19 protein-coding genes are annotated in these 23,462 nt (G+C 65.4%); 10 read left to right on the top strand and 9 right to left on the bottom strand.

Annotation, left to right across the window (positions count from 1 at the left end):
- Positions 1-115: 115 nt before the first annotated feature.
- The 6 genes from H8F24_RS09105 (at position 116) to H8F24_RS09080 (ending at position 5,042) form a co-directional block, all read left to right on the top strand.
- Positions 116-1,183 (top strand): DUF4912 domain-containing protein, encoded by a 1,068-nt coding sequence (locus H8F24_RS09105; protein WP_197171844.1) that lies wholly within the window; start codon positions 116-118, stop codon positions 1,181-1,183.
- 19 nt (positions 1,184-1,202) lie between these two features.
- Positions 1,203-1,400, top strand: a complete 198-nt coding sequence (locus tag H8F24_RS09100) for a hypothetical protein (RefSeq protein WP_197158676.1) — start codon at positions 1,203-1,205, stop codon at positions 1,398-1,400.
- A 145-nt stretch (positions 1,401-1,545) separates the two neighbouring features.
- Positions 1,546-2,916, top strand: coding sequence for a phosphatidylserine/phosphatidylglycerophosphate/cardiolipin synthase family protein (locus tag H8F24_RS09095; RefSeq protein WP_370594807.1), 1,371 nt, complete (start codon positions 1,546-1,548; stop codon positions 2,914-2,916).
- Entirely contained in the window at positions 2,916-3,176 is a 261-nt protein-coding gene (locus H8F24_RS09090) for a hypothetical protein (RefSeq protein WP_322758286.1), read from the top strand. Before H8F24_RS09095 ends, H8F24_RS09090 begins: the two co-directional genes overlap by 1 nt.
- A gap of 58 nt (positions 3,177-3,234) precedes the next feature.
- Entirely contained in the window at positions 3,235-4,482 is a 1,248-nt protein-coding gene (locus tag H8F24_RS09085) for an FAD-dependent monooxygenase (RefSeq protein ID WP_231598202.1), read from the top strand.
- Positions 4,483-4,667: 185 nt separating this feature from the next.
- The gene (locus H8F24_RS09080; protein WP_197171839.1) at positions 4,668-5,042 is read left to right on the top strand and encodes a hypothetical protein; all 375 of its coding nucleotides are present in this window, start codon (positions 4,668-4,670) and stop codon (positions 5,040-5,042) included.
- Positions 5,043-5,075: 33 nt separating this feature from the next.
- Here the strand turns inward: H8F24_RS09080 and H8F24_RS09075 are convergent, their stop codons facing one another.
- Entirely contained in the window at positions 5,076-5,450 is a 375-nt protein-coding gene (locus H8F24_RS09075) for a hypothetical protein (RefSeq protein WP_197171837.1), read from the bottom strand.
- Between the two features lie 125 nt (positions 5,451-5,575).
- Between H8F24_RS09075 and H8F24_RS09070 the strand changes: the two genes are divergently transcribed.
- The 3 genes from H8F24_RS09070 to H8F24_RS09060 all read left to right on the top strand — a co-directional run bounded on the left by H8F24_RS09070 (position 5,576) and on the right by H8F24_RS09060 (position 9,451).
- Positions 5,576-7,216, top strand: coding sequence for an alpha-D-glucose phosphate-specific phosphoglucomutase (locus H8F24_RS09070; RefSeq protein WP_197171835.1), 1,641 nt, complete (start codon positions 5,576-5,578; stop codon positions 7,214-7,216).
- A gap of 212 nt (positions 7,217-7,428) precedes the next feature.
- A complete protein-coding gene (locus H8F24_RS09065; RefSeq protein ID WP_197158670.1) occupies positions 7,429-7,680 on the top strand; it encodes a hypothetical protein in 252 nt (83 codons plus the stop codon).
- Between the two features lie 40 nt (positions 7,681-7,720).
- Entirely contained in the window at positions 7,721-9,451 is a 1,731-nt protein-coding gene (locus tag H8F24_RS09060; protein WP_231598201.1) for a SulP family inorganic anion transporter, read from the top strand.
- 82 nt (positions 9,452-9,533) lie between these two features.
- On the opposite strand, the gene H8F24_RS09055 is transcribed toward H8F24_RS09060, so the two are convergent.
- From H8F24_RS09055 to H8F24_RS09030, 6 genes are all read right to left on the bottom strand, one after another.
- Positions 9,534-9,815 (bottom strand): hypothetical protein, encoded by a 282-nt coding sequence (locus H8F24_RS09055; protein WP_197158668.1) that lies wholly within the window; start codon positions 9,813-9,815, stop codon positions 9,534-9,536.
- Positions 9,816-9,848: 33 nt separating this feature from the next.
- Positions 9,849-13,187 carry an efflux RND transporter permease subunit gene (locus H8F24_RS09050; protein WP_197171831.1) on the bottom strand — a complete coding sequence of 1,113 codons (3,339 nt, stop codon included), beginning with the start codon at positions 13,185-13,187 and terminating at the stop codon, positions 9,849-9,851.
- The gene (locus tag H8F24_RS09045; RefSeq protein ID WP_197171829.1) at positions 13,184-14,251 is read right to left on the bottom strand and encodes an efflux RND transporter periplasmic adaptor subunit; all 1,068 of its coding nucleotides are present in this window, start codon (positions 14,249-14,251) and stop codon (positions 13,184-13,186) included. Before H8F24_RS09045 ends, H8F24_RS09050 begins: the two co-directional genes overlap by 4 nt.
- A gap of 83 nt (positions 14,252-14,334) precedes the next feature.
- Positions 14,335-14,655: a hypothetical protein gene (locus H8F24_RS09040; RefSeq protein WP_197158665.1), complete on the bottom strand. Its 321-nt coding sequence runs from the start codon at positions 14,653-14,655 to the stop codon at positions 14,335-14,337.
- Between the two features lie 10 nt (positions 14,656-14,665).
- Complete coding sequence (locus tag H8F24_RS09035; RefSeq protein WP_197171828.1) at positions 14,666-18,091, bottom strand: efflux RND transporter permease subunit; 3,426 nt, start codon at positions 18,089-18,091, stop codon at positions 14,666-14,668.
- A 53-nt stretch (positions 18,092-18,144) separates the two neighbouring features.
- Positions 18,145-19,209: an efflux RND transporter periplasmic adaptor subunit gene (locus tag H8F24_RS09030; RefSeq protein ID WP_197171826.1), complete on the bottom strand. Its 1,065-nt coding sequence runs from the start codon at positions 19,207-19,209 to the stop codon at positions 18,145-18,147.
- A gap of 192 nt (positions 19,210-19,401) precedes the next feature.
- On the opposite strand from H8F24_RS09030, the gene H8F24_RS09025 reads away from it, so the two are divergent.
- Positions 19,402-21,642, top strand: coding sequence for an AAA family ATPase (locus H8F24_RS09025; protein ID WP_197171824.1), 2,241 nt, complete (start codon positions 19,402-19,404; stop codon positions 21,640-21,642).
- 83 nt (positions 21,643-21,725) lie between these two features.
- On the opposite strand, the gene H8F24_RS09020 is transcribed toward H8F24_RS09025, so the two are convergent.
- Positions 21,726-22,391, bottom strand: coding sequence for an alpha/beta hydrolase (locus tag H8F24_RS09020; protein ID WP_197158661.1), 666 nt, complete (start codon positions 22,389-22,391; stop codon positions 21,726-21,728).
- Between the two features lie 435 nt (positions 22,392-22,826).
- Complete coding sequence (locus H8F24_RS09015) at positions 22,827-23,447, bottom strand: 4'-phosphopantetheinyl transferase superfamily protein (RefSeq protein WP_197158660.1); 621 nt, start codon at positions 23,445-23,447, stop codon at positions 22,827-22,829.
- Between the last annotated feature and the right edge of the window lie 15 nt (positions 23,448-23,462).

The raw sequence follows: 23,462 nt of genomic DNA, 5'->3' as shown, positions 1-23,462 counted from the left end.
GGCACCGCTTTTTTGTTGGTCCTGCCCCTGGTCAGTGGATCCTGACCCCTCAGGGCCAGTCCGGCAAATCGCGGAGAAAGTGCTTCAAACTGTTTCTCAATCGTACCCGGATGCTGTGAGCCAGTCTCTGACCACTTTGGCGCGACTGACCCTGAGACAGCTCCGTCAGGTGGCCAGCGATCTGGGGGTCAGCCTCTACAGCCGTAAATCCAAGGAGGAGCTGCTCAACGCGATCAGCTCGCGCCATGAAGAGGGCAGCCTGTCCTTGCAGGCGATTGAAGCCGAGATGAAACCGGCTCCACAGCCGGATGCAGAGACCCGCGTGGTCTTCCTGCCGCGTGATCCCCAATGGGCCTACGTGTTCTGGGAGATCTCGGAAGCCGACCTGGCTCACGCCCTTCAGGCCGGTGCCAGCCAGCTCTGTCTGCGGGTCGCGGATATGACCGGCCTGGCTGGAGGCTCAGCCCATCCCCACACCCTGCAGGAAGTGGTGGTCGACAGCCATGCCACCGAGTGGTACCTACCGGTGCCGCTCAGTGATCGTGATTACCGGGTGGAGCTCGGGTACCGCAAAGGCAGCTCCGGCGGATGGATCTCTCTGGCCTTCTCCTCGGTGGCCCGGGTTCCAGCCTTGCATCCGAGCGAGCAGATCCTCGATCAGTTCGTTCCCTTCACCCTCGAAGCAGCTCCCACTTCGCTGCCGACACCCGTGGAGAGCAGCGATTCCGGCCTGCACGAGAGGCTTTATCAGACGGCTACAGCTCGTTGGCGCAAACTGGGCCGTGGCTCCGAAGCCTTCCATGAGCTCCAGGAGAGCGGCAGCGAACACCAGGGACAGCACGCCTCAGGCGCGGGCATCTGGGCCAGCGGACGCCAGTCCTCCGGCGCAGGCGGGGTAGCCCCCCGGCAGCGTTCGTTCTGGCTGGTCGCAGACGCTGAGCTGATCGTCTATGGCGCCACCGATCCAGCCGCCCGCCTCACCATCGGCGGCGAGGAAGTACCCCTCTCCGCCGATGGCACCTTCCGGGTGCAGGTGCCCTTCCGCGACGGCCAGCAGGTCTATCCGATCGAGGCCGTGGCCGCAGATGGGGAGCAGAAACGCAACATCACCCTCGACTTCCGCCGGTTGACCCCGGAAGACAACAGCAATCCGTCCCATCAGGCCGCCCCCGAGTGGTTCTGACACCCGCCGTGTCCCCCCGATGACCTCCTCTTCGTCCCGCCGCGGCCTGCGCATTTTCGTGGCCATCACGCCCGTGCTGGGTGCGGTCAGCTTCGCCTTGCTGATTCCCCTGCTGATCGTGCACGTGAGCCTTCAGGCAGCGGTTGGAGCCGCTGTGGCCATTGGCTGCCTCTGGTTCGCTCTGATGCTGCGCACCTCCGAAATGCCCGGGCACTGAGTCCCAAGCAGCACAGCAACCCTGCTGTTGACCGACCCGGGGAACGCTGAAGCCAGCGTCTTCCCTGTGCATGGCCCACCTGGTCCCACCGCCCTCCGTCCACCCTCAACCCAGGTGCGCCGGCCATCAGGTGAGGTCCCTTCTGTTGGTTGGGGGCCTGGGCCTGCTGCTGGCAAGCTGCAGCTCCAACGCCCGCCTGCAGGGCCAGCCTCCGCCCCGCCTGCCCCTGCCAGCTGGCATCGATGTGGGCTTCAACCACCGCACCGCCGGCCATTACCGCAGCCCCATCGACGGTCGCTGGCGACAGGGCGACGACCTCGAAGCGATGTTGCTGAGCACCATCGAGGAGGCCCACAGCGAGATCGCCGTGGCCGTCCAGGAGCTGTCCCTGCCGAAGGTGGCCGCGGCCCTGGCCCGCAAACACCAGCAGGGTGTGAGGGTCAGGCTGGTGCTTGAAAACACCTACAGCACCCCCTGGAGCGAGCAGCATCCTGTCGATCTGGTCCCCCATCTGCGCCATCGACAGGCCCAGCTGAAGGCGCTGGGATGGGGCGATGCCCTGCTGATCCTGCAGCGTGCCGGAGTCCTGATGCTGGACGACACCGCCGACGGCAGCGCCGGCAGCGGCCTGATGCACCACAAATTCCTGGTGGTCGATGGCCGGGTGGTGATGACCGGCTCGGCCAACTTCACCCCATCCGGCATCCACGGCGACCCGGACGATCGACGCACCCGCGGCAACGTCAACCATCTGCTGCGCTTCGAGAGCAGGGAGCTGGCGGCCGTGTTCCTGGCGGAATTCGAACGTCTGTGGGGGGACGGCCCCGGCGGCCAGGCCGACAGCCGATTCGGGATCGGCAAGGGGGGCGGTGCCCCACAGCGGGTGATCGTGCAGGGCACACCGGTGCAGGTGCTGTTTGCGCCCCATCGCCGCAGCGATCCCGACAACGGCCTGATCTGGCTGGGCCAGCTTCTCGCCCAGGCCCAGCGGCGCATCGATCTGGCCCTGTTCGTGTTTTCGGCTCAGAACCTCACGAACGTGCTGGCGCAGCAGCATCAGAACGGTGTGGCCATGCGGGTGCTGGCCGACCCCGGCTTCGCCAATCGCTCCTTCAGCGAGGTGCTCGATCTGCTGGGGGTGGCCCTGCCGGATCGGCGCTGCAAGATCGAGGCTGGCAATCGTCAGTGGACGGAACCGCTGGCAGGCGTAGGCATCCCCCAGCTGGCCGGGGGCGACAAACTGCACCACAAGATCGCCGTGATCGATGGGAAACGGGTGATCAGCGGCAGCTTCAACTGGAGTCCATCCGCCGCTCACCAGAACGACGAAACCCTGCTGGTGATCGACTCGCCTGTCCTGGCCCGCCACTTCACCCAGGAGATCGATCGCCTCTGGAGCGGCGCCGAGCTGGGAATCACGGCCGGGCTGGAGCGACGGATCGAGCGGCTGCGGCGCACGTGCGGTCAAGGGCACGCGACTACGATCCCAGAAGACCGCGAAGAGCCGGAGCCGTAGTGGAGCAGCCAGCGACCTCCAACAGAAGCGCCACTGATCCCAACCCGTCAGCCACCATTGATGCGATCAATCTGATGCTGCGGGATCTCCACACCCGGCATGATGAGATCCGCCATAGAGCCGCCTTCCGCGGGTGTACCAAGGAACTGCTGGCCCTGCAGCAGGAGTTGGTCGACTATCTGCTGGCGCGAAAGACCGGTCTTAGCGGCGGCACCACGCACAAACCCCACGACGGTCTCAATTACAACTCCTTCACCTGAACCGCCCCCGTTTCCAGCCATCGACGGGGTGAGACGCGAGCCGGCGCGGGTTCTGATCGTGGGGGGCGGGCCCACCGGTGCCGCCCTCGCCCTTCTGCTGAGCCAGCAGGGCATCCCGCTCACCCTGATCGAAACCAGCCGGAATCTGGATCGGGTCTTCCGCGGCGAAGCCCTGATGCCCAGCGGTCTGGCCGCCCTTGAACAGATCGGCGGTGCCGACCTGCTGGACGGACTGCCCCAGCGGCCCCTGGCCGGCTGGCGTTTCGTGCTGGACGGCCGGGAGTTGTTTCGGGCCGCGGAACCCCTGGCCCCTGGCCCTGCCTGCACCCTGGTGAGCCAACCGGCCCTGCTGGAGCGCCTGTTGGAGCGGGCGGCGGGCTATCCAGGCTGTCAGGTTCTGCGAGGCACCGCTGCCACTGGGCTGGTGGAGCAGAACGGCCGTATCGCGGGGATCCGGCTGGCGGACGGCCAGGAGCTGCGGGCCGATCTGGTCCTGGCCTGCGATGGGCGCAGCTCATTGCTGCGACGCCTGGCCGGCCTGGAGCTGCAGGAGCAGAGCAGCCCCCTCGATCTGCTCTGGTTCCGGCTGCCAGCGGCCTCCACGACCTCTGCCGCTCCGCCACTGCCCCAGGGAGACTGGTTCACCACCGTGGTTGGCCCCGCCGGGATCTTCAGCCTGTTCAACGGGGCCACCGGCGTGGCGCAACTGGCCTGGGTTCGTCCCCGTCGCGCCGTGGCGACAGGCCCGGTTCAGACGACGCCAACGCCAGCGGAGAGCCCCTGGCCGGAGTGCTGGGCCCGCCAGAGCCCGCCGGAGCTGAGGGCCTGGATGCGCAACGGCAGTGTGCACGCGACGGCACCGGTGCCCCTGGCCGTCCGCGTGGGCCTGGCTCCCCGCTGGCATCGGCCTGGCCTGCTGATGCTGGGCGATGCCGCCCATCCGATGAGTCCGGTGCGGGCTCAGGGGATCAACATGGCCTTGCGCGATGCTCTGGCTGCCGCGAACCATCTGATTCCGCTTCTGGCGGAGGGTGCCCAGCCAGCGGCTTCCCAGCTTGATGCCGCCCTGGCCGCGATCGCAGCCGAACGTCTGCCGGAGATCCGGACCCTGCAGACCCTGCAACGCCAGGAGGCCGAACGGGGGATGCTGCTGCAGGGCCAGCCCTGGCTGAGGGCGTTGCTGCTGGCGGGGGCTCCGTGGCTGGCTCCGGCTCTGCGCCATCACTGGATCGACCAGCAACGACCACTGCGGCAGGGAGTGACCACCCTGAACCTGCTGGAGAGCCCGCGCCTGCTGGAATCGTGAGGGCCCGTCATGATGCAACAGCCTGTCCGAGCGGAGTGATGGCTGACAGCCCTGCCCCCAACTCTGGCCCTTCCCGTGCCAGGCCAGTGGAGCCGCAGCTGGATCTGCCCTGGGAAGCAACCACCCGCACCAGAGCACCACAGCCTGGGCAGTCTGCGATCCAGCGATCAGGGATTGGGCTGAGGTTGCTGCAGCTGAGTCCCTTGCTGCTCTGCCTGCCGTTGCCTGCGGCCCTGGGGAAAGATCTGCCCCCTTACCCCAGCAACGCCAAGTTCCGTCAACTGCAGCTGGCCGCCCAGGACTGTGGCCGTGAGAACAACGATGCCACCTGCACCCCGGCGCGGGACCAGGCCGACCGCCTGATCGATCACCCGCGCCTTTCGGCCTCCTGCAAAGACGTGCTCTGGGAGATTCGGGAGGGCTCCGAGGTCACGGCGGTCAACAGCTACGTCAGACGAGAAGCGCTCAACAGGGCGGCAGGCGACCTGATGGTGATCTGCCGCGCCCAGGCCAAACCGACTGCGACCAGCGACAAACCTTCGTCACCGTTTCAGCAGTGAACCGTTCGTGAACCGATTCAGCGCCGAAACGGTTCAAGGGGCAGAGGGCACTGGAGCCTCTGCCGCATCCAGCAGAGCGCGGGATGTGCTCTCCATGAAGGGCACCGACCAGGGCGTCACCACGATGGCCCGGTCAGCCAGCTCGCAGGCTCCGCCCTGACGACCAGCGGCCGAGCAGCTGGCGCTGAGTTTGAGCAGGGCGTTGGTGAGCTTGCCCCGCAGGCAGCTTTCAGCGCCGGCATGGCTGAGCACAGCTTCTGCTGCCTTGCGGGTCTGCTGGACCGCAGCGGGATAGGAATCGACCGGGCCGAGCCCCATGGGTGCCGCCTGGCCAGGACGGGCCAGGGGCACGAGAATGGCCGCCAGCACCAGGGCCAGACCGGCAGGGCGGGACGAGGGAAGCAGCACGGGCGAGCTGGGGCAAAAGGAGCGCAGGCAGAGTGCGACCCGGCCATGAAGAAACGCTAGCGACGGTTGCCGGAGCCAGCCCGTTCTGGGGCCAGGCGTAGCTTGGGTCTGTTGCGGCTTACGTGATGACCAGCGGTGTGCGTCAAGTGGTGCTTGAGCGGCCCTTCGACGACCAGAAGCCCGGCACCTCCGGCCTGCGCAAGAGCAGCCGCCAGTTCGAGACACCGCACTACCTCGAAAGTTTCCTCGAGGCGATCCTGCGGGTACTGCCGGGCGTCGATGGCGGCACCCTGGTGGTGGGTGGCGACGGCCGCTATGGCAACCGCCAGGCCATCCAGGTGATCGTCCGCATGGCAGCGGCCCACGGCGTGGCGCGGCTGATCACCACAACCGGCGGCATCCTCTCCACGCCGGCCGCCTCCCATCTGATCCGCCGCCATCAGGCCATCGGCGGCATCATCCTCTCGGCCAGCCACAACCCCGGCGGTCCGGAGGGGGATTTCGGGGTGAAGGTGAACGGCGCCAACGGCGGGCCGGCGCCGGAGTCGGTCACCGATGCGATCTATGCCTGCACCCTGGGGCTCGATGGCTACCGGATCCAGGACGCCGATCCGATCCCCCTCGACCAACCCGGTCGCCACAGGGTCGGCAGCCTCGAGGTGGAGGTGATCGACGGGGTCGAAGACTACGTGACGCTGATGCAGGGCCTGTTCGACTTCGATCGCATCGGAGCCCTGCTGCGCGGCAATTTCCCGATGGCGTTCGATGCCATGCACGCCGTGACCGGCCCTTACGCCAGCCGTCTGTTCGAGGGGCTGCTGGGGGCCCCGGCCGGAACGGTGCGGAACGGCATCCCGCTTGAGGATTTCGGCGGCGGTCACCCCGATCCGAACCTCACCTATGCCCACGAGCTGGCCGCCCTGCTCCTGGACGGCGATGCCTACCGCTTCGGGGCCGCCTGCGACGGCGACGGCGACCGCAACATGATCCTGGGGGCCGGTTGCTTCGTGAACCCGAGCGACAGCCTGGCCGTGCTCACCGCCAACGCCACCCTGGCGCCGGGCTACGCCGACGGGCTCAGCGGCGTGGCCCGCTCCATGCCCACCAGTGCCGCGGCGGATGTGGTGGCCAGGGAGCTGGGTATCGCCTGCTTCGAAACGCCCACGGGATGGAAGTTCTTCGGCAACCTGCTGGATGCCGGCCGCATCACCCTCTGCGGGGAGGAGAGCTTCGGCACCGGCAGCAACCACATCCGCGAGAAGGATGGCCTCTGGGCGGTGCTGTTCTGGCTGCAGATCCTGGCCTGCCGCCAGTGTTCCGTGGCCGAAGTGATGACGGAGCACTGGGCCCGCTTCGGGCGCCATTACTACTCCCGCCACGACTATGAAGCGATCGCCTCCAGCGCCGCCGCAGAGCTCTACAGCCGGGTGAAGGCCATGCTGCCCAGCCTGAAGGGTGAGCGCTTCGCGGGTCGGACGATCGCCACCTGCGACGACTTCTCCTACACCGATCCTGTCGATGGTTCCACCAGTGCGGGGCAGGGTCTGCGCATCCTGCTGGACGACGGCAGCCGCGTGGTGCTGCGCCTCTCCGGCACAGGCACCCAGGGCGCCACGCTGCGGGTGTACCTGGAGAGCTACGTGCATCCCGGTGGTGCCCTCACCCTGGATCCCCAGAAGGCGCTGGGCGATCTGATCCAGGCCACCGACCAGCTGGCCGAGATCCACCGGCGCACCGGCATGGCACGGCCCACCGTGATCACCTGATCATGGTCATCTGATCGGTGCTCACCTGATCCGTGATCTCCCGCTCACTCTGACCAGGCTCGTCCCTGCTCCTAGCCTCAGGAGTAACGGTCCAATTGCTCGGCATGACCTCACCCACTGTTCCCCCGTCTGCCGCGGCAGTTCGCCCGTCTGCCGCCACAAGCCGCCTGTCTCCCTCAGGCGAACGCTCCGGATGGCCACGCGTCCGAGTGATGGGGCTGGCCGTGCTGCTGATGGGGATCGGCCAGGCCGCACCTGCCGGGGCTGTTGATGGTAATCAGGTGAAGGCACTCTGCATGGCGGGCTTCAACGCCGCCATGGCCGCCGCCGGCAAGACACCACCCGCTGGCATGGGGGAGTTCACCTGCACCTGCTTCCTGGAGCAGGTTGAAGCCGGCAGCAACATCGACCAGGCCCGCACCACCTGCAGGGACAAGGCCGCGACAAGGTATCCGGTGAAATGAACGGCGCCAGCCCATGAGGCCCTCCTGGCCTCCGCCAGGGATGCAGCCGCTCCACCAGGGGAGGCCGGAGTGGTGGAAGGCCGATCTGGTGGCAGGCATCACCGTGGCGGCCTACCTGATTCCCCAGTGCATGGCCTACGCCGAGCTGGCGGGACTGCCCCCGATCAGCGGGCTGTGGGCCATCCTGCCGCCGCTGCTGCTCTATGCACTCCTGGGCTCCTCACCCCAGCTGTCGGTGGGGCCGGAATCCACCACGGCCGTGATGACCGCCGCCGCCATCGGTCCACTCGCTGCTGGCGATCCAGGCCACTACGCCGGGCTGGCCTCTCTGCTGGCCCTGGTGGTGGGTGGGCTCTGCTGCCTCGGAGCCTGGGGCCGGCTCGGATTCCTGGCCGATCTGCTCTCCAAGCCGATCCTGGTGGGCTACATGGCCGGGGTGGCGGTGATCATGATCACCAGTCAGCTGGGCAGGATCTGCGGGCTCACCCTGGCGGCCGATTCGATCGGTGGGCAGATCCAGGAGCTTGTGCAACGGCACGTGGAGGTGCACGGGCCCACCCTGGCGCTGGCGGCGGCGGTGCTGACCTTCCTGGTGGTGCTGCAACGGCGCTGGCCCAGCCTGCCGGCTCCCCTGTTGGCGGTGCTTCTGGCCACGGCAGTGGTGGCGGCTCTCCAGTTGGACCGTCAGGGCGTGGCGGTGATCGGCCCGATTCCGGCGGGGCTGCCCCAGTTGAGCCTGCCCCTGGGGGAGACGCTCCCCACACTCAGGTCCCTGCTGCCCACCGCGGCAGGCATCGCCCTGGTGGGCTACTCCGACAACGTGCTCACTGCCCGGGCCTTCGCAGCTCGCAACGGCTACCGGATCGATGCCAACCGGGAACTGTTGGCCCTGGGGGCTGTGAACCTGGGCAACGGGCTGCTGCAGGGCTTCCCGGTGAGCAGCAGCGGCAGCCGCACCGCCATCGGCGACACCGCCGGCAGCCGCAGCCAGGTGTTTTCCCTGGTGGCCTTCCTGGTGGTGATCCTGGTGCTGCTGGCCCTGCGGCCGGTGCTGGCGCTGTTCCCCAAGGCGGCCCTGGGGTCCATCGTGATCTACGCGGCGCTGCGGCTGATTGATCTGGGCGAATTTCGGCGGCTGCGCAGCTTTCGCAGCAGCGAATGGCAGCTGGCTCTGGCCACCCTGGCGGGGGTGCTGCTCACCGACCTGCTCACAGGTGTGGCCGTGGCGGTGGCGCTGTCGGTGATCGATCTGTTCAGCCGGCTGGTGCGGCCCAACGATGCGGTGCTGGGGGAGGTGCCCCAGCTGGCGGGTCTGCACGACATCCACGACTGGGCGGGAGCACGGACACTGCCCGGGCTGGTGATCTACCGCTACGACGCGCCCCTCTGCTTCGCCAATGCCGACCATTTCCGCCGCAGAGCCCTGGCCGCGATCGAGGCCGAAACCACACCGGTGGCCTGGTTCGTGGTCAATGCCGAAGCGATCGTGGAGATCGACATCTCAGCGGCAGACATGCTGATCGAGCTGATCCAGGAACTCCGCCATCGGCAGATCGTGCTGGGCCTGGCGCGGGTGAAACAGGATCTTTACGGCCAGTTGGTGCGGGCGGGCTTGCTGGACGCGATCGGTGCCGATCACATCTTCCCCACCCTGAGCAGCGCCCGGCAGGAGTTTCTGCGCTCCAGCCCGCCCGCCTGCGCCTCGGCCGGAGTCAGAGATGACGTCCAGACATCCGGCACTGAACCAGCCGGTAGCAGCCGTCATGAGTGACCAACGAGCGAGCCACCAGCTGGCCGGAGAGTGAGCCCCGTGCCACCAGCACCTGGCTTCAGCCGCCAGGGCCATCGCCCACTCACCCCCCGAGATCTGAGTCCGGATCGTCCTTGGCCACCAGAGCCAGCTGTCGCATCGTTTCACCCCAGCTGCCGCAGGCGCCGGCCACGCTGACCACCACCGCCAACTTCACCAACGGGATCGGGGTGAGCAGGCTGCCAGGGGTGCGCATGGCGCGGTGGGCCAGCAGCGCCAGAACAGTGGCCGCCGAGGCCATCAGAGTGCCGGCCAGGGCGATGCGGCGTCGATCAACGCGCCGCTGACGGCCGCGGCGGTAGCCAGGAGGAGGGGGGAGAGGCATGGCACAGAGGCAGCGAACCTGGGAAAGAGCCGCTCAGGGCGACGGTTGAGGCGGAACCGGGGGCTGCACGGCGGGTACGGGATCGTCGGCCAAAGGATCGGAGGTGTCGGCGCTGGCGGGAAACCAGTCGCGCTCGAGGTTCTTCATCAGGACATAGAACGAGGGCACCACGAACAGGCTGAGCACAGTGGCCACCAGCAGGCCACCAAAGATCACCGATCCCAGGGAGCGTTGACTCAGAGCACCGGCTCCATCGGCGATCACCAGGGGGAAAAAGCCCGCCAGAGCCGCCATGGCCGTCATCAGGATCGGGCGAAGGCGGGATCGAGCCGCGCCGCTGGCCGCCGCCGGGATCGATTCGCCCCGCTCGAGGCGCTGGTTGGCCAGATCAACGATCAGGATGCCGTTCTTGGCAGCGAGGCCGATCAGGGTGACCAGCCCAACCTGGGCATAGACGTTGTTCACCTGCCCGCGCATCACCAGGAAGGCCAGGGCCCCCAGCATCGCCAGTGGCACGGTCATCAGGATGATCAGCGGATCGATGTAGCTGCCGTACTGGGCGGAGAGCACCAGATAGACCACCACAATGCCAAGGGCGAAGACCAGGATCGCCAGGGAACCGGCCTGCACCTCGGAGCGGGACAAGGCTGACCAATCCATACCGATGTTGCTGAAATCAAGCTGGCTGAATGCCTGCGACAGGCTGTCGATCGCCTGACCACTGCTCTTGCCGATCGCCTCGGCCCCTTGGATCAGCACGGTGCGATACAGGTTGAAGTGACTGACAATCGGCGGAGCGCTGTCCAGCCGGGCCTGAATCACATTGGAGAGAGGGATCTGCTGACCCTTGCCGTTGGTCACATAGAGATTGGCCAGATCCTCCACCACACTCCTGCTCTCTCCTTCGGCCTGCACGTACACCTGCCGGTATTGGCCATCTTCATAGGTGGGATTCACGAAGCGGCCTCCCGCCAGGGCCCCCAGAGTGGCCATGGCATCGCCATAGTTGATATCGAGCGAGGCCATCCGATCGCGATCCACATCCAGCCGCCAGACCGGTGCATCACTGACGAACTGAGTATAGATATTGAAGAAATCCCCCGTGGCCCGCGCCTTGACGATCAGCTGATCAGACAGCTTGGAGAGATCGGTGGGCGTATAGCCACCATTACTGAGGTCGTTGAACTGAAACGAGAATCCCCCCTGGGCGCTGAACCCAGGCACCGCGGCGGGAGACTGGGAGAGAACCACGGCGCCGGGAATCTCACGGAACTTCTGGTTGAAGCGACGGATGATCGCCTGCGCCGATTGCTGTGGAGAGGTGCGTTCCTCAATCGGCTTGAGACCGAAGAAGAAGATGGCCTGGTTAAAGGCTCCACCATTGAATCCGGTTCCACCAATCAACTCACCAGAGACAACTTCCGGTTCTTCGGCGATGATTTTTCTGGCCTTATCAGCAACTTCCATGGTGGCTTCGATCGAAGCCTGCGGCGGAAGCTGGATGATGCCGAGCCCGTAGCCCTGGTCTTCCGTCGGCACAAAGCCGGTGGGAACGGCCGTGAAGGCAATGCCCGTGAGCACCACGCCACCGAGCAGAACAGCAACCACCAGACGCCGCAGGCGGATCACCTGGTCAAGCAACCGGGCATAGCCGGCAGCCAGGCGCTCAAAGAAGGCGTTGAAGGCCTTGAAGATCGGCTGCAGGAAGGTGCCGATCAGGGCACCCAGCAATCCGAAGAGCAGCATTGTGACCCAGGCATTCACCATGTAGCCGTAAAGGCCACCGATGGCGGCTCCAATCAGGGTCCACTTCAATCCGGTGGGATTGGTCTTGCCGCCTCCGAGAAGCAACGCCGACTGCAATGGCTTGCCAGTGATCGCATTGAAGGTGGACACCAGGATTGAAAACACGATCGTGAGGGCAAACTGGCGGTAGATCACGCCAGTCGCCCCAGGAAAGAAGGTGACCGGAATGAACACAGCCAGCAGCACCAGGGCGGTGGCCAGGATGGCTCCGGTGAGTTCCTTCATCGCATTCGAGGCCGCCTTGAACGGCGGGTCGCCCGCTTCGATGCGGGCCGAGACTGCTTCCACCACCACGATGGCGTCGTCCACCACCAGGCCGGTGGCGAGAATGATCCCCAGCAGGGTGAGTTCGTTGATCGAGAATCCGAACGCCTTTACGAAGACAAGGGCGCCGAGCAGGGCGATCGGCAGGGCCAGGGCAGGCACGGCCGTGGCCTTCCAGTCCTGAAGGAAAAGGAAGATGATCAACAGCACCAGCACAACGGCGTCGCGCAGGGCATCCAGCGCCGCTTCGATGGAGCCATTGATGAAGTCAGTCTGATCAAAGACCTTTTCAAGCCGCACACCTGGAGGCAGGGTACTTTCAAACTGCTTCAGAACAGTATCCACCGATTTGGCGGTTGAGATCGCATTGCTACCGGGCAGCTGAATCACGCCAAACCCAACACAGGGATAACCGGTCTTGGCGTTGATCGCTGACTGATAGAAGTTCTGAAACGCATATTCGGCACGGCCCACATCAGACAGGCGAATCAGGCCGCCATCCGATCCCTCAGCTGTCTGGCTCCCGCCCGGGCCTTTGGCCAGGATGAGATTCTCAAACTCCTGGACCGTTTCCAGGTTGCCGTTGACCAGCAACGGGTAGGTGAGGCGATTGGCCGGAACCGAAGGGGGGCCGCCGATGCTGCCGGCGATCACCACCTGGTTCTGGGAGCTGAGGGCATCAATCACATCATTGATGCTGAGATTGAAGCGAGCCAGCTTGAGGGGATCGACCCAGAGGCGAAAGGCAGGATCGCTGGCTCCAAAGACATTGACCTGGCCCACCCCGTCGGCACGGCTGAGGGGGTAGAGGAGGTTGAGCTGAAACAGACCGTTGAGATAGTTGCGGTCGAACTGGCCTTTGGTGGAGGTGAGGTTATAGACCAGCAGGTAACTGGACGCCGTCTGCTGCACCGTGATGCCCTGGGCATTGACCTGCTCAGGCAGCTGGGCCGTGGCCGTCTGCACCCGGTTGAGCACATTGACCTGATCAATATCGGCGTTTGTGTTCGGCTTGAAATAGACATTGATCTGGCTCACCCCCTGGCCGGTGCTGTTGGAGGTGATGTAATCCATCCCCGGCGCCCCGTTGATCTGCTCCTCCAGAGGTCCGGTCACGGCACTTTCCACCGTGAGGGCATCGGCACCCGGCAGGTTGGCTGTCACCGCAATGGTGGGCGGCGCGATGTTGGGCAGGTTCTCAATCGGCAGCAGCGGCAGGCTGATGATGCCAGCCATCAGAATCAGGATGCTGCACACGGTGCTGAGCACCGGGCGGCGGATAAAGGTGTCCGAGAGGCTCATGGACGTGCGGACCCCGCTGGAGTCGTGCGCACCACCGAGCCGGAACGCAGCTGGGCCAGGTTGCCGAGGATGAAACGATCACTGCTCTGCAATCCCTCCAGCAACGCAAAGCGTCCCTGCTGCAGAGTGCCCACCCGCACCGGCACCTGCACAGCCACCAGAGCGCCCGATGGGGGCTGGCTCGCCAGGGGACGGCCAAGTCGACGGCTGGCCTCGGCCGCCGGCAGTGCCAGGAACACAAACGTCTTGCCTGCCTGCAGCAGAACCGCACGTTCTGGAATCGAGAGCAGGGGCTCCTGGGCAAACACCAGCGTGGCGCTCACCCGCTGCCCGTTGCGCAGCAGGCCATCGCGGTTGTCGAACGTGGCCTTGGTCAGCAGGGTCTGGCTGGTCTTGTCCACCGAGGGGGCCACGAAGGTGAGAGAGCCCCGGGCCAGCTGCCCCTGTTGATCCGGTAGTTGCAGGATCACAGGCAGTCCTCGGCGCACCCGCCAGGCCTGGGAGGCCGGCACATCAAGACGCACCCAGAGAACGGAGTTATCGATCACCGTGGTCACCACGGTGCCGGCCCGCACGAAGTCACCCAGCTTGAAGGCGATGCTGCCGACCTGGCCGGCGATCGGTGCGACGACATCCTTGTAGGCCAGGGTGGCCTGCTGGCCGATCAGCTTGTCCCTGCTTGTGAGGGCCTGGGTGACGTAATAGTCACGTTGCAGGGTGGAGACAGCTCCCTGCTCGTTCAGGAAGATGAAGCGCTGGGCGTTCACCAGGTCCCTGCGGGCCTCCGAGGCCGCCGCATCCACCTCGGCTCGCTGCTGCACCTGATCCAGGCGGAAGAGGGGCTGGCCCTGGCTGACGCTCTGCCCCTCCCGCATCGGCATCGCCACGATCCGCCCATCAATCTCAGCCGCCAGCTTCAGATCCCGGATCGCCTCAAGGGTGCTCTGATAAGTGGCCTGATCGTTGAACGTGCGTGGTGTGGGCTGCTCGATCTGAACAAGGGGCGCCTGCGGTGGCGGTGGCTTCGGTGGGCTGCACGCCTGCAGGGGCAACGCCAGGACCACCAGCCCGGCTCCGAACCTGAGGGCAACGAGCGACTTCACAGAATCCGGGAGGCTGGGCGGAGGATAGGTGGGATCAGGTCCGATCACCATCTGCGCCGCAGACCCTGGCGATTCTGATGGTAAATCGGATCGGGATTGGCGGCCTGCAACTGCCGCATCGCTTCGATCGCCAGCCCGCTCAGGGCTCCGGCTGCCGCCAGCAGGCGCCGCAGCCAGACCAGATCGCCTGGGTCGATCGAGGTGGGGGAATGCTGCACGATCGATTCCATGAACAACCCCACGGCCCAGCCGATCACCATGCCGATCAGCAGGGCCACCACCACCCGCTTGCCCTGAAAGGAAGGGCGCTTGGCCGGCGCTGCGGCAGGCCTGCGATCGTTGTCAGGAGGAGAAGAGGACGCCATGGCCTGGGGATCAAGCGCCATCGGAACCGGAAAGGGTGGGCGCGGGTTGCGATGGGGTGGAGCCACCAGCCAGCAGCGTCTTCACCACCACATAAAATACGGGAACCACGAGTAGCGACAGCACCGTGGCCACCAGCAATCCACCGAACACCACCGTGCCGAGCGACGCCTGACTGCGGGCCCCGGCGCCACTGGCGAGCACCAGGGGCAGGAAGCCGAACAGCGATGAAATGGCGGTCATGATGATCGGCCGCAGACGCGACTGGGCCGCGTCGCGGGCGGCATCGAGGGCCGTGGCCCCCTCGGCCATGCGCTGATTGGCGAGATCGACGATCAGGATGCCGTTCTTGGCCGCCAGGCCGATCAACATCACCAGGCCGACCTGGGCATAGATGTTGAGCACTTCGCCGCGCAGGGCGAGGAAGGTGAGGGCACCCAGCATGGCGGTGGGCACCGTCATCAGGATGATCAGGGGATCGGTATAGCTCTCGTATTGGGCAGCAAGAACCATATAGACCACCAGGATTCCCAGGGCAAAGATCACAACCGCCAGGGATCCGGCCTTCACCTCCTCACGGGAGATGCCGGTCCAGTCGAAATTCAGGCCCTGCAACGACTGCGCCTCGAACAACTGACGCATGCCATTGATCGCCTGGCCTGAACTCTTGCCGGCAGCCGGGCTGCCCTCAATTTTGATCGAACGGTAGAGATTGAAGTGGGGAATCACACTGGGTCCCTGGGTGGACCTCACCGTGAAAAACTCCGACAGGGGAATCTGGTCGCCTGAAGCATTGCGCACATAGAGAGCCTTGAGCTTCTCCGGCGTGGCACGGTTATCTTCGTCGGCCTGCACGAAGACGCGCCGCACCTTGCCCTCCTGGAAGGTGTCGTTGACGTAGCTGCCACCGAAGTTGACACTGAACGATCGCATCGCATCGCCGAAGTCGACTCCCAGGGATGCCAGGCGATCCCGGTCCACATCAATGGCCAGCTGGGGAGCTTCCGGGGAGAACAGGGTGAAGACCCGCTGAAAGAGATCGCTGCCATTGGCCTCGCGGATCAAGGTGCCCGCCGCCTGGAAGAAGCTCTGGAGGTTAAGGGCGCCGCCGCTGCGGTCCAGAAGCTGGAATTCAAAGCCTCCAGAGGTGCCATACCCCGGAATCGCCGGTGGTTCGACCACAAACACCCGTGCCTCCTGAATCTGGGAGGCCATCTTCTGGTTGAGCCGTCCCACAATCGCACCCATCTCCTGCTCGCGGGTCTGGCGGTCATCCCAGTTCCGCGTGCCGAAGAAAAACAGACCCTTGTTCGGGGCATTGCCATCCAGACTGGCGCCACTGAACACAGAGGCGGCCGTGATGTCCTTCTCGGTTCGCAGGATCTCGGCCACCTTCCGGTTGATCCGATCCGTGACCTGCAGGGAGCCCCCATCGGGGGCCTGCACAAAGCCGATGGCATAGCCCTGGTCCTCGATCGGAACAAACCCTCCCGGGATGGCGCTGAAGGCCACACCGGTGAGGGTGATGCCCCCTGCCAGCACAGCCATCACCAGAATGCGCCGATTCAGAGCCCAGCCCAGCAGGCCCTTGTAGCGGTCTTCGAAGCCGGCATAAAGACCGTTGAAACGGCGAAAGATCACCGGGGTGAACCAACCGGTGGCCAGGCCCGCCGCCGCGAAGATCAACACCGTCAACGGGGTCTCCACCCCGCCGAAGACCAGGCCCACCGCCGCGGCCCCCACCGTGAAGGGCAACCGCAGGGGCAGACCTGTGAGAAGTTTGGCCACATAGCCAACGAACAGTCCCACCACCACAGCCGAGAGCACGGGCAAGACACCACTGCCTCCAGCCATCAGGCCATAGATGAATCCGATCGAGCCGCCGGCGATCGCATAGGTGCGCCGTCCCGGAGGCTCAGAATCCTGAGCGAGCAGGAGCGCCGAGAGCATCGGCGAAAAGGTGAGGGCATTGAAGGTGGAGATCGCCACCGAAAAGATGATCGTGGCGGCAAATTGCTTATAGATCGTACCGGTGGCTCCTGGGAAGAACAGCACCGGCAGAAACACCGCAAACAACACCAGAGAGGTGGCGATCACCGCGCTGAACAACTCATCCATCGTGGCCATGGCCGCCCTGGCCGCCGTCAGGCCCGAAGCCTTTTTGGTGGAGGTGTCTTCAATCACGGTGATGGCGTCATCCACCACCAGACCCGTGGCGAGCACCAGACCGAAGAGAGTGAGCTGATTCAGCGAGAAGCCGAAGGCATTCACCAGGGCAAACGTACCGATCAAGGCCACAGGGATGGCGATACCCGGCACCAGGGTGGCTTTCCAGTCCTGCAGGAACAGAAACAGGATCAGCACCACCAGAACCACGGCATCGCGGAGGGAATCCACAACCCCCTGAATCGAGGCATTGATGAACTCAGTGTTGTCGTAGATCTGCTCCATCTTCAGGCCCACAGGCATCACGGCCTGAAACTCGTCCAGTACAGCCTTCACACCCTCGGATGTCTTGAGGGCGTTGCTGCCACTCAGCTGGTAGACAGCCAGGCCCACGGAAGGAACGCCGCGGATATCGGTGGCCTGCAGGGCATAGTTCTCGCCGCCCAGACTGGCGCGACCCACGTCGCGCAGCCGCACGATTCCACCCTCAGGGGTGGTCTTGACGATCAGGGCCGAAAAATCTTCAACGCTGAGTAAGCGGCCCTGCAGCTGCACAGTGAACGTGAACTCCTGTCCCTTGGGCGCCGGTTCGCCGCCCACACTTCCGGAGGGCACCAGGCGGTTCTGACTGCTGAGGGCCGCGACCACGTCATTGGAGGTGAGGCTAAACGCGGTGAGCTTGGCGGGATCGAGCCAGAGGCGGAAGGCGAGTTTACGTTCGCCGAAATAGGTGAGATCTCCGACCCCAGGCACCCGCTTGATTGAATCGGTGAGATTCTGATCCAGCAGCCCGCTGATTGTCTCGACACTGTAGGTGATTTTGGCAGGATCTTCACTGACGAAGTTATAGACCAACAAAATGGAGTTGGAAGCCTTGTTTACCACCACTCCCGCCTGGCGCACCTCCTCGGGCAAGGAGGGATTGGCGAGAGAAACCCGGTTTTGAACGTTGACCTGATTGATATCGCCATCGGTGCCACTGGCAAACGACACCGTGATCTGGCTGCGACCATCGGCAGAGCTGTTGGAACTGATAAAGTCCATGTTCTCCACACCATTGATCTGCTGCTCCAGCACCGTGGTGACGCCCTGCTCCACCGTGATCGCATCGGCACCCGTATAACTCGCGTTCACGTTCACCGTGGGTGGTGCAATGTCAGGCAGGTTTTCGACCGGCAGCAACGGGATCGAGATCAATCCCGCAATCACGATCAGCAGGCTGCAGACCGTGGTGAGCACGGGGCGAACGATAAAACCGTTGGAAGGCGACACGGTGCACTCGAATCCGAAGACGACACTGATGCGTGGAGGCGAACGCGACCGCCTTAGTTGACCTTGATCGGCATGCCGTGGCGCAGGTTGAGCAGGTTGCTGGTGATCACCTGACGGCCGGAATCCAGGCCTTGAACCACGGGATATCGATTGTTCTGCAGACCACCGAGCTGCACAGGCGTCTGCAGGGCGAAGCGGGCACTGGGCGGCAGAGCCTCCAACTGCTCGATCGGCACCTTGCCCGGCTGCAGTTTCAGTTCAGCCAGGGTGCCGACCCTGAAGACGAAGCTCTGACCAGACGACTGGGTGACAGCCGCGAAGGGCACGGAGGGCAGCTGACGCCGATCCAGCTCGACGGTGGCCCGCAGCCGCTGACCGTTGCGCAGGCCGCCGCCCGGATTGGCGAACGCCGCCTTGACCAGCAGGGCCTGGGAACCCGCCAGCACGTTGGGGTCGACCGAGTCGATCCGGCCCTCCACCAGCACCCGATCCGAGCCGGCCTGCTTGAGGGTCACCGGCAGACCGGGGCGGATTCGATCGGAAAAGATCGCCGGGACATCGATGCGGGCGAAGAGACGATCATTGCGAATCAGGCGGGTGAAGGGATCTCCGGCACTGATCACATCGCCCACCTTCACCTGAACGTCTGCCACCGTGCCGTCGATCGGCGAGCGCAGATCTCGGAACGCCAGATCGGCCCGCTTGGCCAGCACGGCCTCGCGAGACTCGATGTACTGAGCACGGAACTGATCGCGCTGGATTGCACTGGCAGCACCCTGACGTACCAGGTATTCGTAACGCTGGTAATTGAGTTTGTCCTTTTCCTCCCTCGCCAGCAGGGTGGCCAAGTCAGCCTGGAGCTGAACCTGATCGAGCACCAACAACAGCTGGCCGGCCTTGACCTTGTCGCCCTGGCCAATGCCGAGCTGCTGGATCCTGCCGCCGGCCTGGGCGGCCAGCTGAACCTCATCAATGGCCTCAAGGGTGCTGACCGTCTCCACCCGCTCGCTGAAGGGAGCGATCTGAACCGGAGCGGTGCTCACCACCAGGGGCTTGGCCGCTGGAGGCGCGGGCTTGTCACAGGCCGCCAGGAGCAGTGTGCTCAGGGCAACGGCCATGGAGGCGGTCTTCGAGGCCGTGGCGTTGAACCGGCCTGACGCCCTCAAAGTCCGACAAGGGGATCCCGTCGCGCGTCTCAAGCCCAACAAGGTCCATCCCTGATCTGTGGCGCCATTCTGAAGGCTGTGGAAGCTCTCCGCCAGAGGGGGTGGCTGGCGCCAGGATCGTCCACAGCAGCAGGACCAGCCGGTGTGAGCGACCTTTTCAGCCATCACGGCGAGCAGCGGCGCGCGGCGCTTGCTCCCCTCGCCGATCGGCTGCGGCCGCGGCGCCTCGAGGAGTTCGTGGGCCAGCAGTCGATTCTGGGGCCCGGCCGGCTGCTGCACCGGGCCATCAGCGCCGACCGGGTGGGCAACCTGATCCTGCATGGCCCGCCGGGTACGGGCAAAACCACCCTGGCCCGGATCATCGCGGCCACCACCCGCGCCCACTTCACCAGCCTCAACGCCGTGCTGGCGGGGGTGAAGGACCTGCGGCTGGCGGTGGAGGAGGCCCGCGCCCGGCTGGAGCGGCACGGCCTGCGCACCCTCCTGTTCATCGATGAAGTGCACCGCTTCAACAGTGCCCAGCAGGACGCGTTGCTGCCCTGGGTGGAGAACGGCACCGTCACCCTGATCGGTGCAACCACCGAGAACCCCTACTTCGAGGTCAACAAGGCACTGGTGAGCCGCTCGCGGCTGTTCCGGCTGCAACCGCTGGAGAGCGGCGATCTGGAGGCGCTGCTGCAGCGGGCCCTCACGGACGTGGAGCGGGGCTATGGCGGCCGGGCGATCCGGCTGCTGCCCGAGGCCGCAGCGCACCTGGTCGACGTGGCCGGAGGGGATGCCCGCAGCCTGCTCAATGCCCTGGAGCTGGCGGTGGAGACGACGGAACCGGATCGGCACGGCACCGTCACCATCGATCTGGCGATCGCGGAGGAGTCGATCCAGCAACGGGCCGTGCTTTACGACAAGCAGGGTGATGCCCACTTCGACACGATCAGCGCCTTCATCAAATCCCTGCGCGGATCCGATCCCGATGCCGCCCTGTTCTGGCTGGCTCGGATGGTGGAGGCCGGGGAGAACCCCCGCTTCCTGTTCCGCCGCATGCTGATCTCGGCCGGAGAAGACGTGGGCCTGGCCGATCCGATGGCCATCGTGGTGGTGGAGGCCTGCGCCGCGGCCTTCGAACGGATCGGCCTGCCCGAGGGTCTCTACCCGCTGGCCCAGGCGGCCCTGTATCTGGCCGGCACCGAGAAAAGCAACAGCACCCTGGGCGTGTTCGATGCGATCAAGGTGGTGCGCACCGCCAACAGGCAACAGGTACCGGCCCATCTGCGCGATGCCAACCGCGATGGGCAGGCCTTTGGTGATGGGGTCGGCTACCGCTACCCGCATGCCTACGCCGAGCACTGGGTGGCCCAGCAGTACCTGCCAGTCGCCCTGCAGGGCGAGGTGTTCTGGCAGCCAGGGGCGGTGGGCTGGGAGGGGCAGCGGCGCCAGCGGCTGCAGGAGCGGCGGGCGGCCCAGCTGGGAGCGGCGGCGGAACTCACCGAGGAGGCCGGGGAGCTGCTCACCAGCAGCCCGGAGGATCCCCGCCTCGAGCGATGGCTGCAGCGCCAGGCCAGTGCCGAAGGCGCCAGGCTCGATCAACTGCGGCAACGATTCTGGAAAGACGCTTGCCTGAAGCGCACCGACCGGGTGCTTGTCCTGGAGGCGCGATCGCTGCTCTGGGCGCTGGATCCCCTGCAGCGGGTCCCGGAAGGTGGTGTGGTGATCGGCCCAGCCACAGACGACGATAGAGAAAGGATTCAAAGCCACCTGGCCCTGCTTGACAGCCTGCAGCGGCCGCGTCTGCTCGGGGCCGGCCCTGCAGGGCTCGGGGCCGCCAGTGGCCTTCTGCACAAGGAGGAGCGTTTCGAATGGATCGTGGCGCGCCAACCACTGCGGCACATCGGGGCCTCCGGCTGGAGCACCTGGCTGCAGCAGCTGGACCAGCTGGCGGCCCCAGCGGCCGAGATCCGCCTGTTGTTCAGCGCACCGATGATCGGGCCGGCCAGCGCCCTGCGCTGCCTGCGCACTTCCATGGCGAAACCCAAGCCATCTGCAGCCCGAGGTGGTGTCGGGTCTGAAGTTCTGGCACGCCTGGAGACACGGGAGCAGGAGTGGTTACGGCAGGAGCTGGCCGCTGAGGGCTGGGCCTTGGCAGGTCTGGGTCAGCGGGGTTGGGAATGCAACAGCGAAGCCTGGGAGGAGTCACTGCCGCTGCCGCTCACGCCATCCCTGCTGGAGCGCTGGTTTGCTCCCGGCAGCGCCTATTGCCGCTGGCTGCAAGAGCAGGGCGAGGGCGAGGCCCTGGCCCTCCTGCTGCAGGATCTGAAAGGCCTGCCGAATGCCGTTCTGCCCCAGCGCCTCGAACATCGGCTGCTGCTAGCCCGCCGCACTGGAGCGTGAACAGCCACGCCACAGGAGGGGCGGATGGGCACAAAAAAGCCCCGGCTGAAGCCGAGGCGGAAAGGACCAAACACGGCCCAGGATCACCAGAGGCCGCGGATGGGCTCAACGGGCATCGGGGCGGGGGCGGCTTGACGGGGAGCAGCCACAGCATCGGCCATCTGGTTGGCCTGGATGCAGGCGGGCAGGAAGACGTACCAGGACAGCAGGGAGGTGCATTGCGCTTCACCCTGGCAACGACCCTCTGCACAGATGTTCTGCTTTCCGTCGTAGGTGTTGCAGGTATCAGCCAGGCGGAAGTCAGTAGGCAGGGCCGCCATGATCCCGGCCGAGGAGATCGAACCATCCACGGAATCGGCAATGATCGCCGAACGCAGCGCCTGGACGGCGTAGGTGTTCATCGTCCAGTAGGGGAAGTAGCTGCGGGTGGCGTTCTTGAGGAACTTGACTCCGTTATCGGAATAGAGGAAACGGGAGACGCCGACCAGGTCGACGCTGTACGTCTTGGACAGACCGGTGCGAACCTCTTCGGAGGTCCAGCCGGAGCGGGCCAGACCGCTGGCAAGACCGCGATCGGTCACATCACCGGAATCAATAAAGGTCGAGAAGGCATCAAGGTTGGTGGACCAGACGGCACCGCCGCTGTTCCAACGAACGGGAAGATCGTTGTCAACTGCGGCAGAGGCCGGCAGAGCAACGGTGGTGAGGGCCGTTCCCACGGCGAGACCGGCAAGCAGGCGCTTCAGCACGGGACATAAAAGGGGACTTCGTTCCAAAACTAGCCTTCAACCGCAAAGACGCCCACGCTGCAAGCCCCTGCTCCTCAACCCGTCACCGAACGATGGACACCAGCAATGCGGTCGTTACACCATCAGCGTCGCAGCCCAGTCGCAACCGAATATCTCCGGACTTGCTGACAGGTCAGATACCAGAAGGAATTCCAACGAGACCAGAGCAACGACAATCTCTTCAGTCCCAGCTCCACACGGTGCAAGGCCGCCCGGGAAGCAAGCCGGGGCCGACGCTGCATTGTCACCAAATGATCACATCGATAGACTGGGTCGCAAATTGCGGCGCATGAGTGCCCGGAGACGCGTGATCCTCATGTTGTCGATTCGCCTTCAACGCCGCCTGGCCAGCGAGTCATATCAGCACAGGCGCGAAAAAAATGCACGTGCTTTGCATCACGGCATCCGCCCCAGCAGGTGGGCCCGCGTCACACCCTCCCCTACCGCCGCCCACAGCCACTCCCCCCGCTGACCGCTGCAGCTGGGGGGAGTGGCCCCATCAACCAACTGGCGAAGCTCGCAGCGGGCGTGGTCAAAGCACCAATGATGCAATTCTGCAGCCAGGCTGGAGCGGCGCCACTTGATCGCCGCCTCCTTGTGCACCCAGCTGGTCAGCACGGCCTGCTGCAGGCTTACGGGATCTTGGCTCCAGGGGCCGTCCAGAAGCTGTCGACGCTCCGCTGCAGGGAAGTGACGCTGGATCAACGGGACTGCCGCCAGACGACGGGTCAGGGATTCAATGTCGACACCGATCGGCCGGGGGGACCAGGCCGTCAGCAGGGCGGCACCGCTGTGACTGATGCCGGTCCAGCCGTGCCCGGCCTCCAGACGCGGTGCCTCCCCAGGGGGGCTGTGCAGGGGCACCGCGGCTGGATCACAGCGCAGGGGCTCCGCCAGTTGGGCGCGCAACAGGGCACGACTGGCCGCATAGCAGCTCCGGCGGGGTTCCGCCAGACTCGCGCACCAGCTCCGTTCCTGGTGGCTCAGCCGCTCCAGCACATCCGACGGCGTCACCATGGAGACCAGCCACAG

It is taken from the genome of Synechococcus sp. CBW1002, assembly GCF_015840915.1.
Lineage (GTDB): Bacteria > Cyanobacteriota > Cyanobacteriia > PCC-6307 > Cyanobiaceae > CBW1002.
The sequence above is the reverse complement of the archived record's forward strand: the minus strand, read 5'-3'. Positions and strand labels throughout refer to the sequence as shown.

Coding starts and splice junctions, on each gene's coding strand:
- H8F24_RS09100 (WP_197158676.1), top strand. CDS start 1,203: ATGACCTCCTCTTCGTCCCGCCGCGGCCTGCGCATTTTCGTGGCCATC.
- H8F24_RS09070 (WP_197171835.1), top strand. CDS start 5,576: ATGACCAGCGGTGTGCGTCAAGTGGTGCTTGAGCGGCCCTTCGACGAC.
- H8F24_RS09065 (WP_197158670.1), top strand. CDS start 7,429: ATGGGGCTGGCCGTGCTGCTGATGGGGATCGGCCAGGCCGCACCTGCC.
- H8F24_RS09060 (WP_231598201.1), top strand. CDS start 7,721: ATGCAGCCGCTCCACCAGGGGAGGCCGGAGTGGTGGAAGGCCGATCTG.
- H8F24_RS09055 (WP_197158668.1), bottom strand. CDS start 9,815: ATGCCTCTCCCCCCTCCTCCTGGCTACCGCCGCGGCCGTCAGCGGCGC.
- H8F24_RS09050 (WP_197171831.1), bottom strand. CDS start 13,187: ATGAGCCTCTCGGACACCTTTATCCGCCGCCCGGTGCTCAGCACCGTG.
- H8F24_RS09040 (WP_197158665.1), bottom strand. CDS start 14,655: ATGGCGTCCTCTTCTCCTCCTGACAACGATCGCAGGCCTGCCGCAGCG.
- H8F24_RS09030 (WP_197171826.1), bottom strand. CDS start 19,209: ATGGCCGTTGCCCTGAGCACACTGCTCCTGGCGGCCTGTGACAAGCCC.
- H8F24_RS09015 (WP_197158660.1), bottom strand. CDS start 23,447: ATGGTGACGCCGTCGGATGTGCTGGAGCGGCTGAGCCACCAGGAACGG.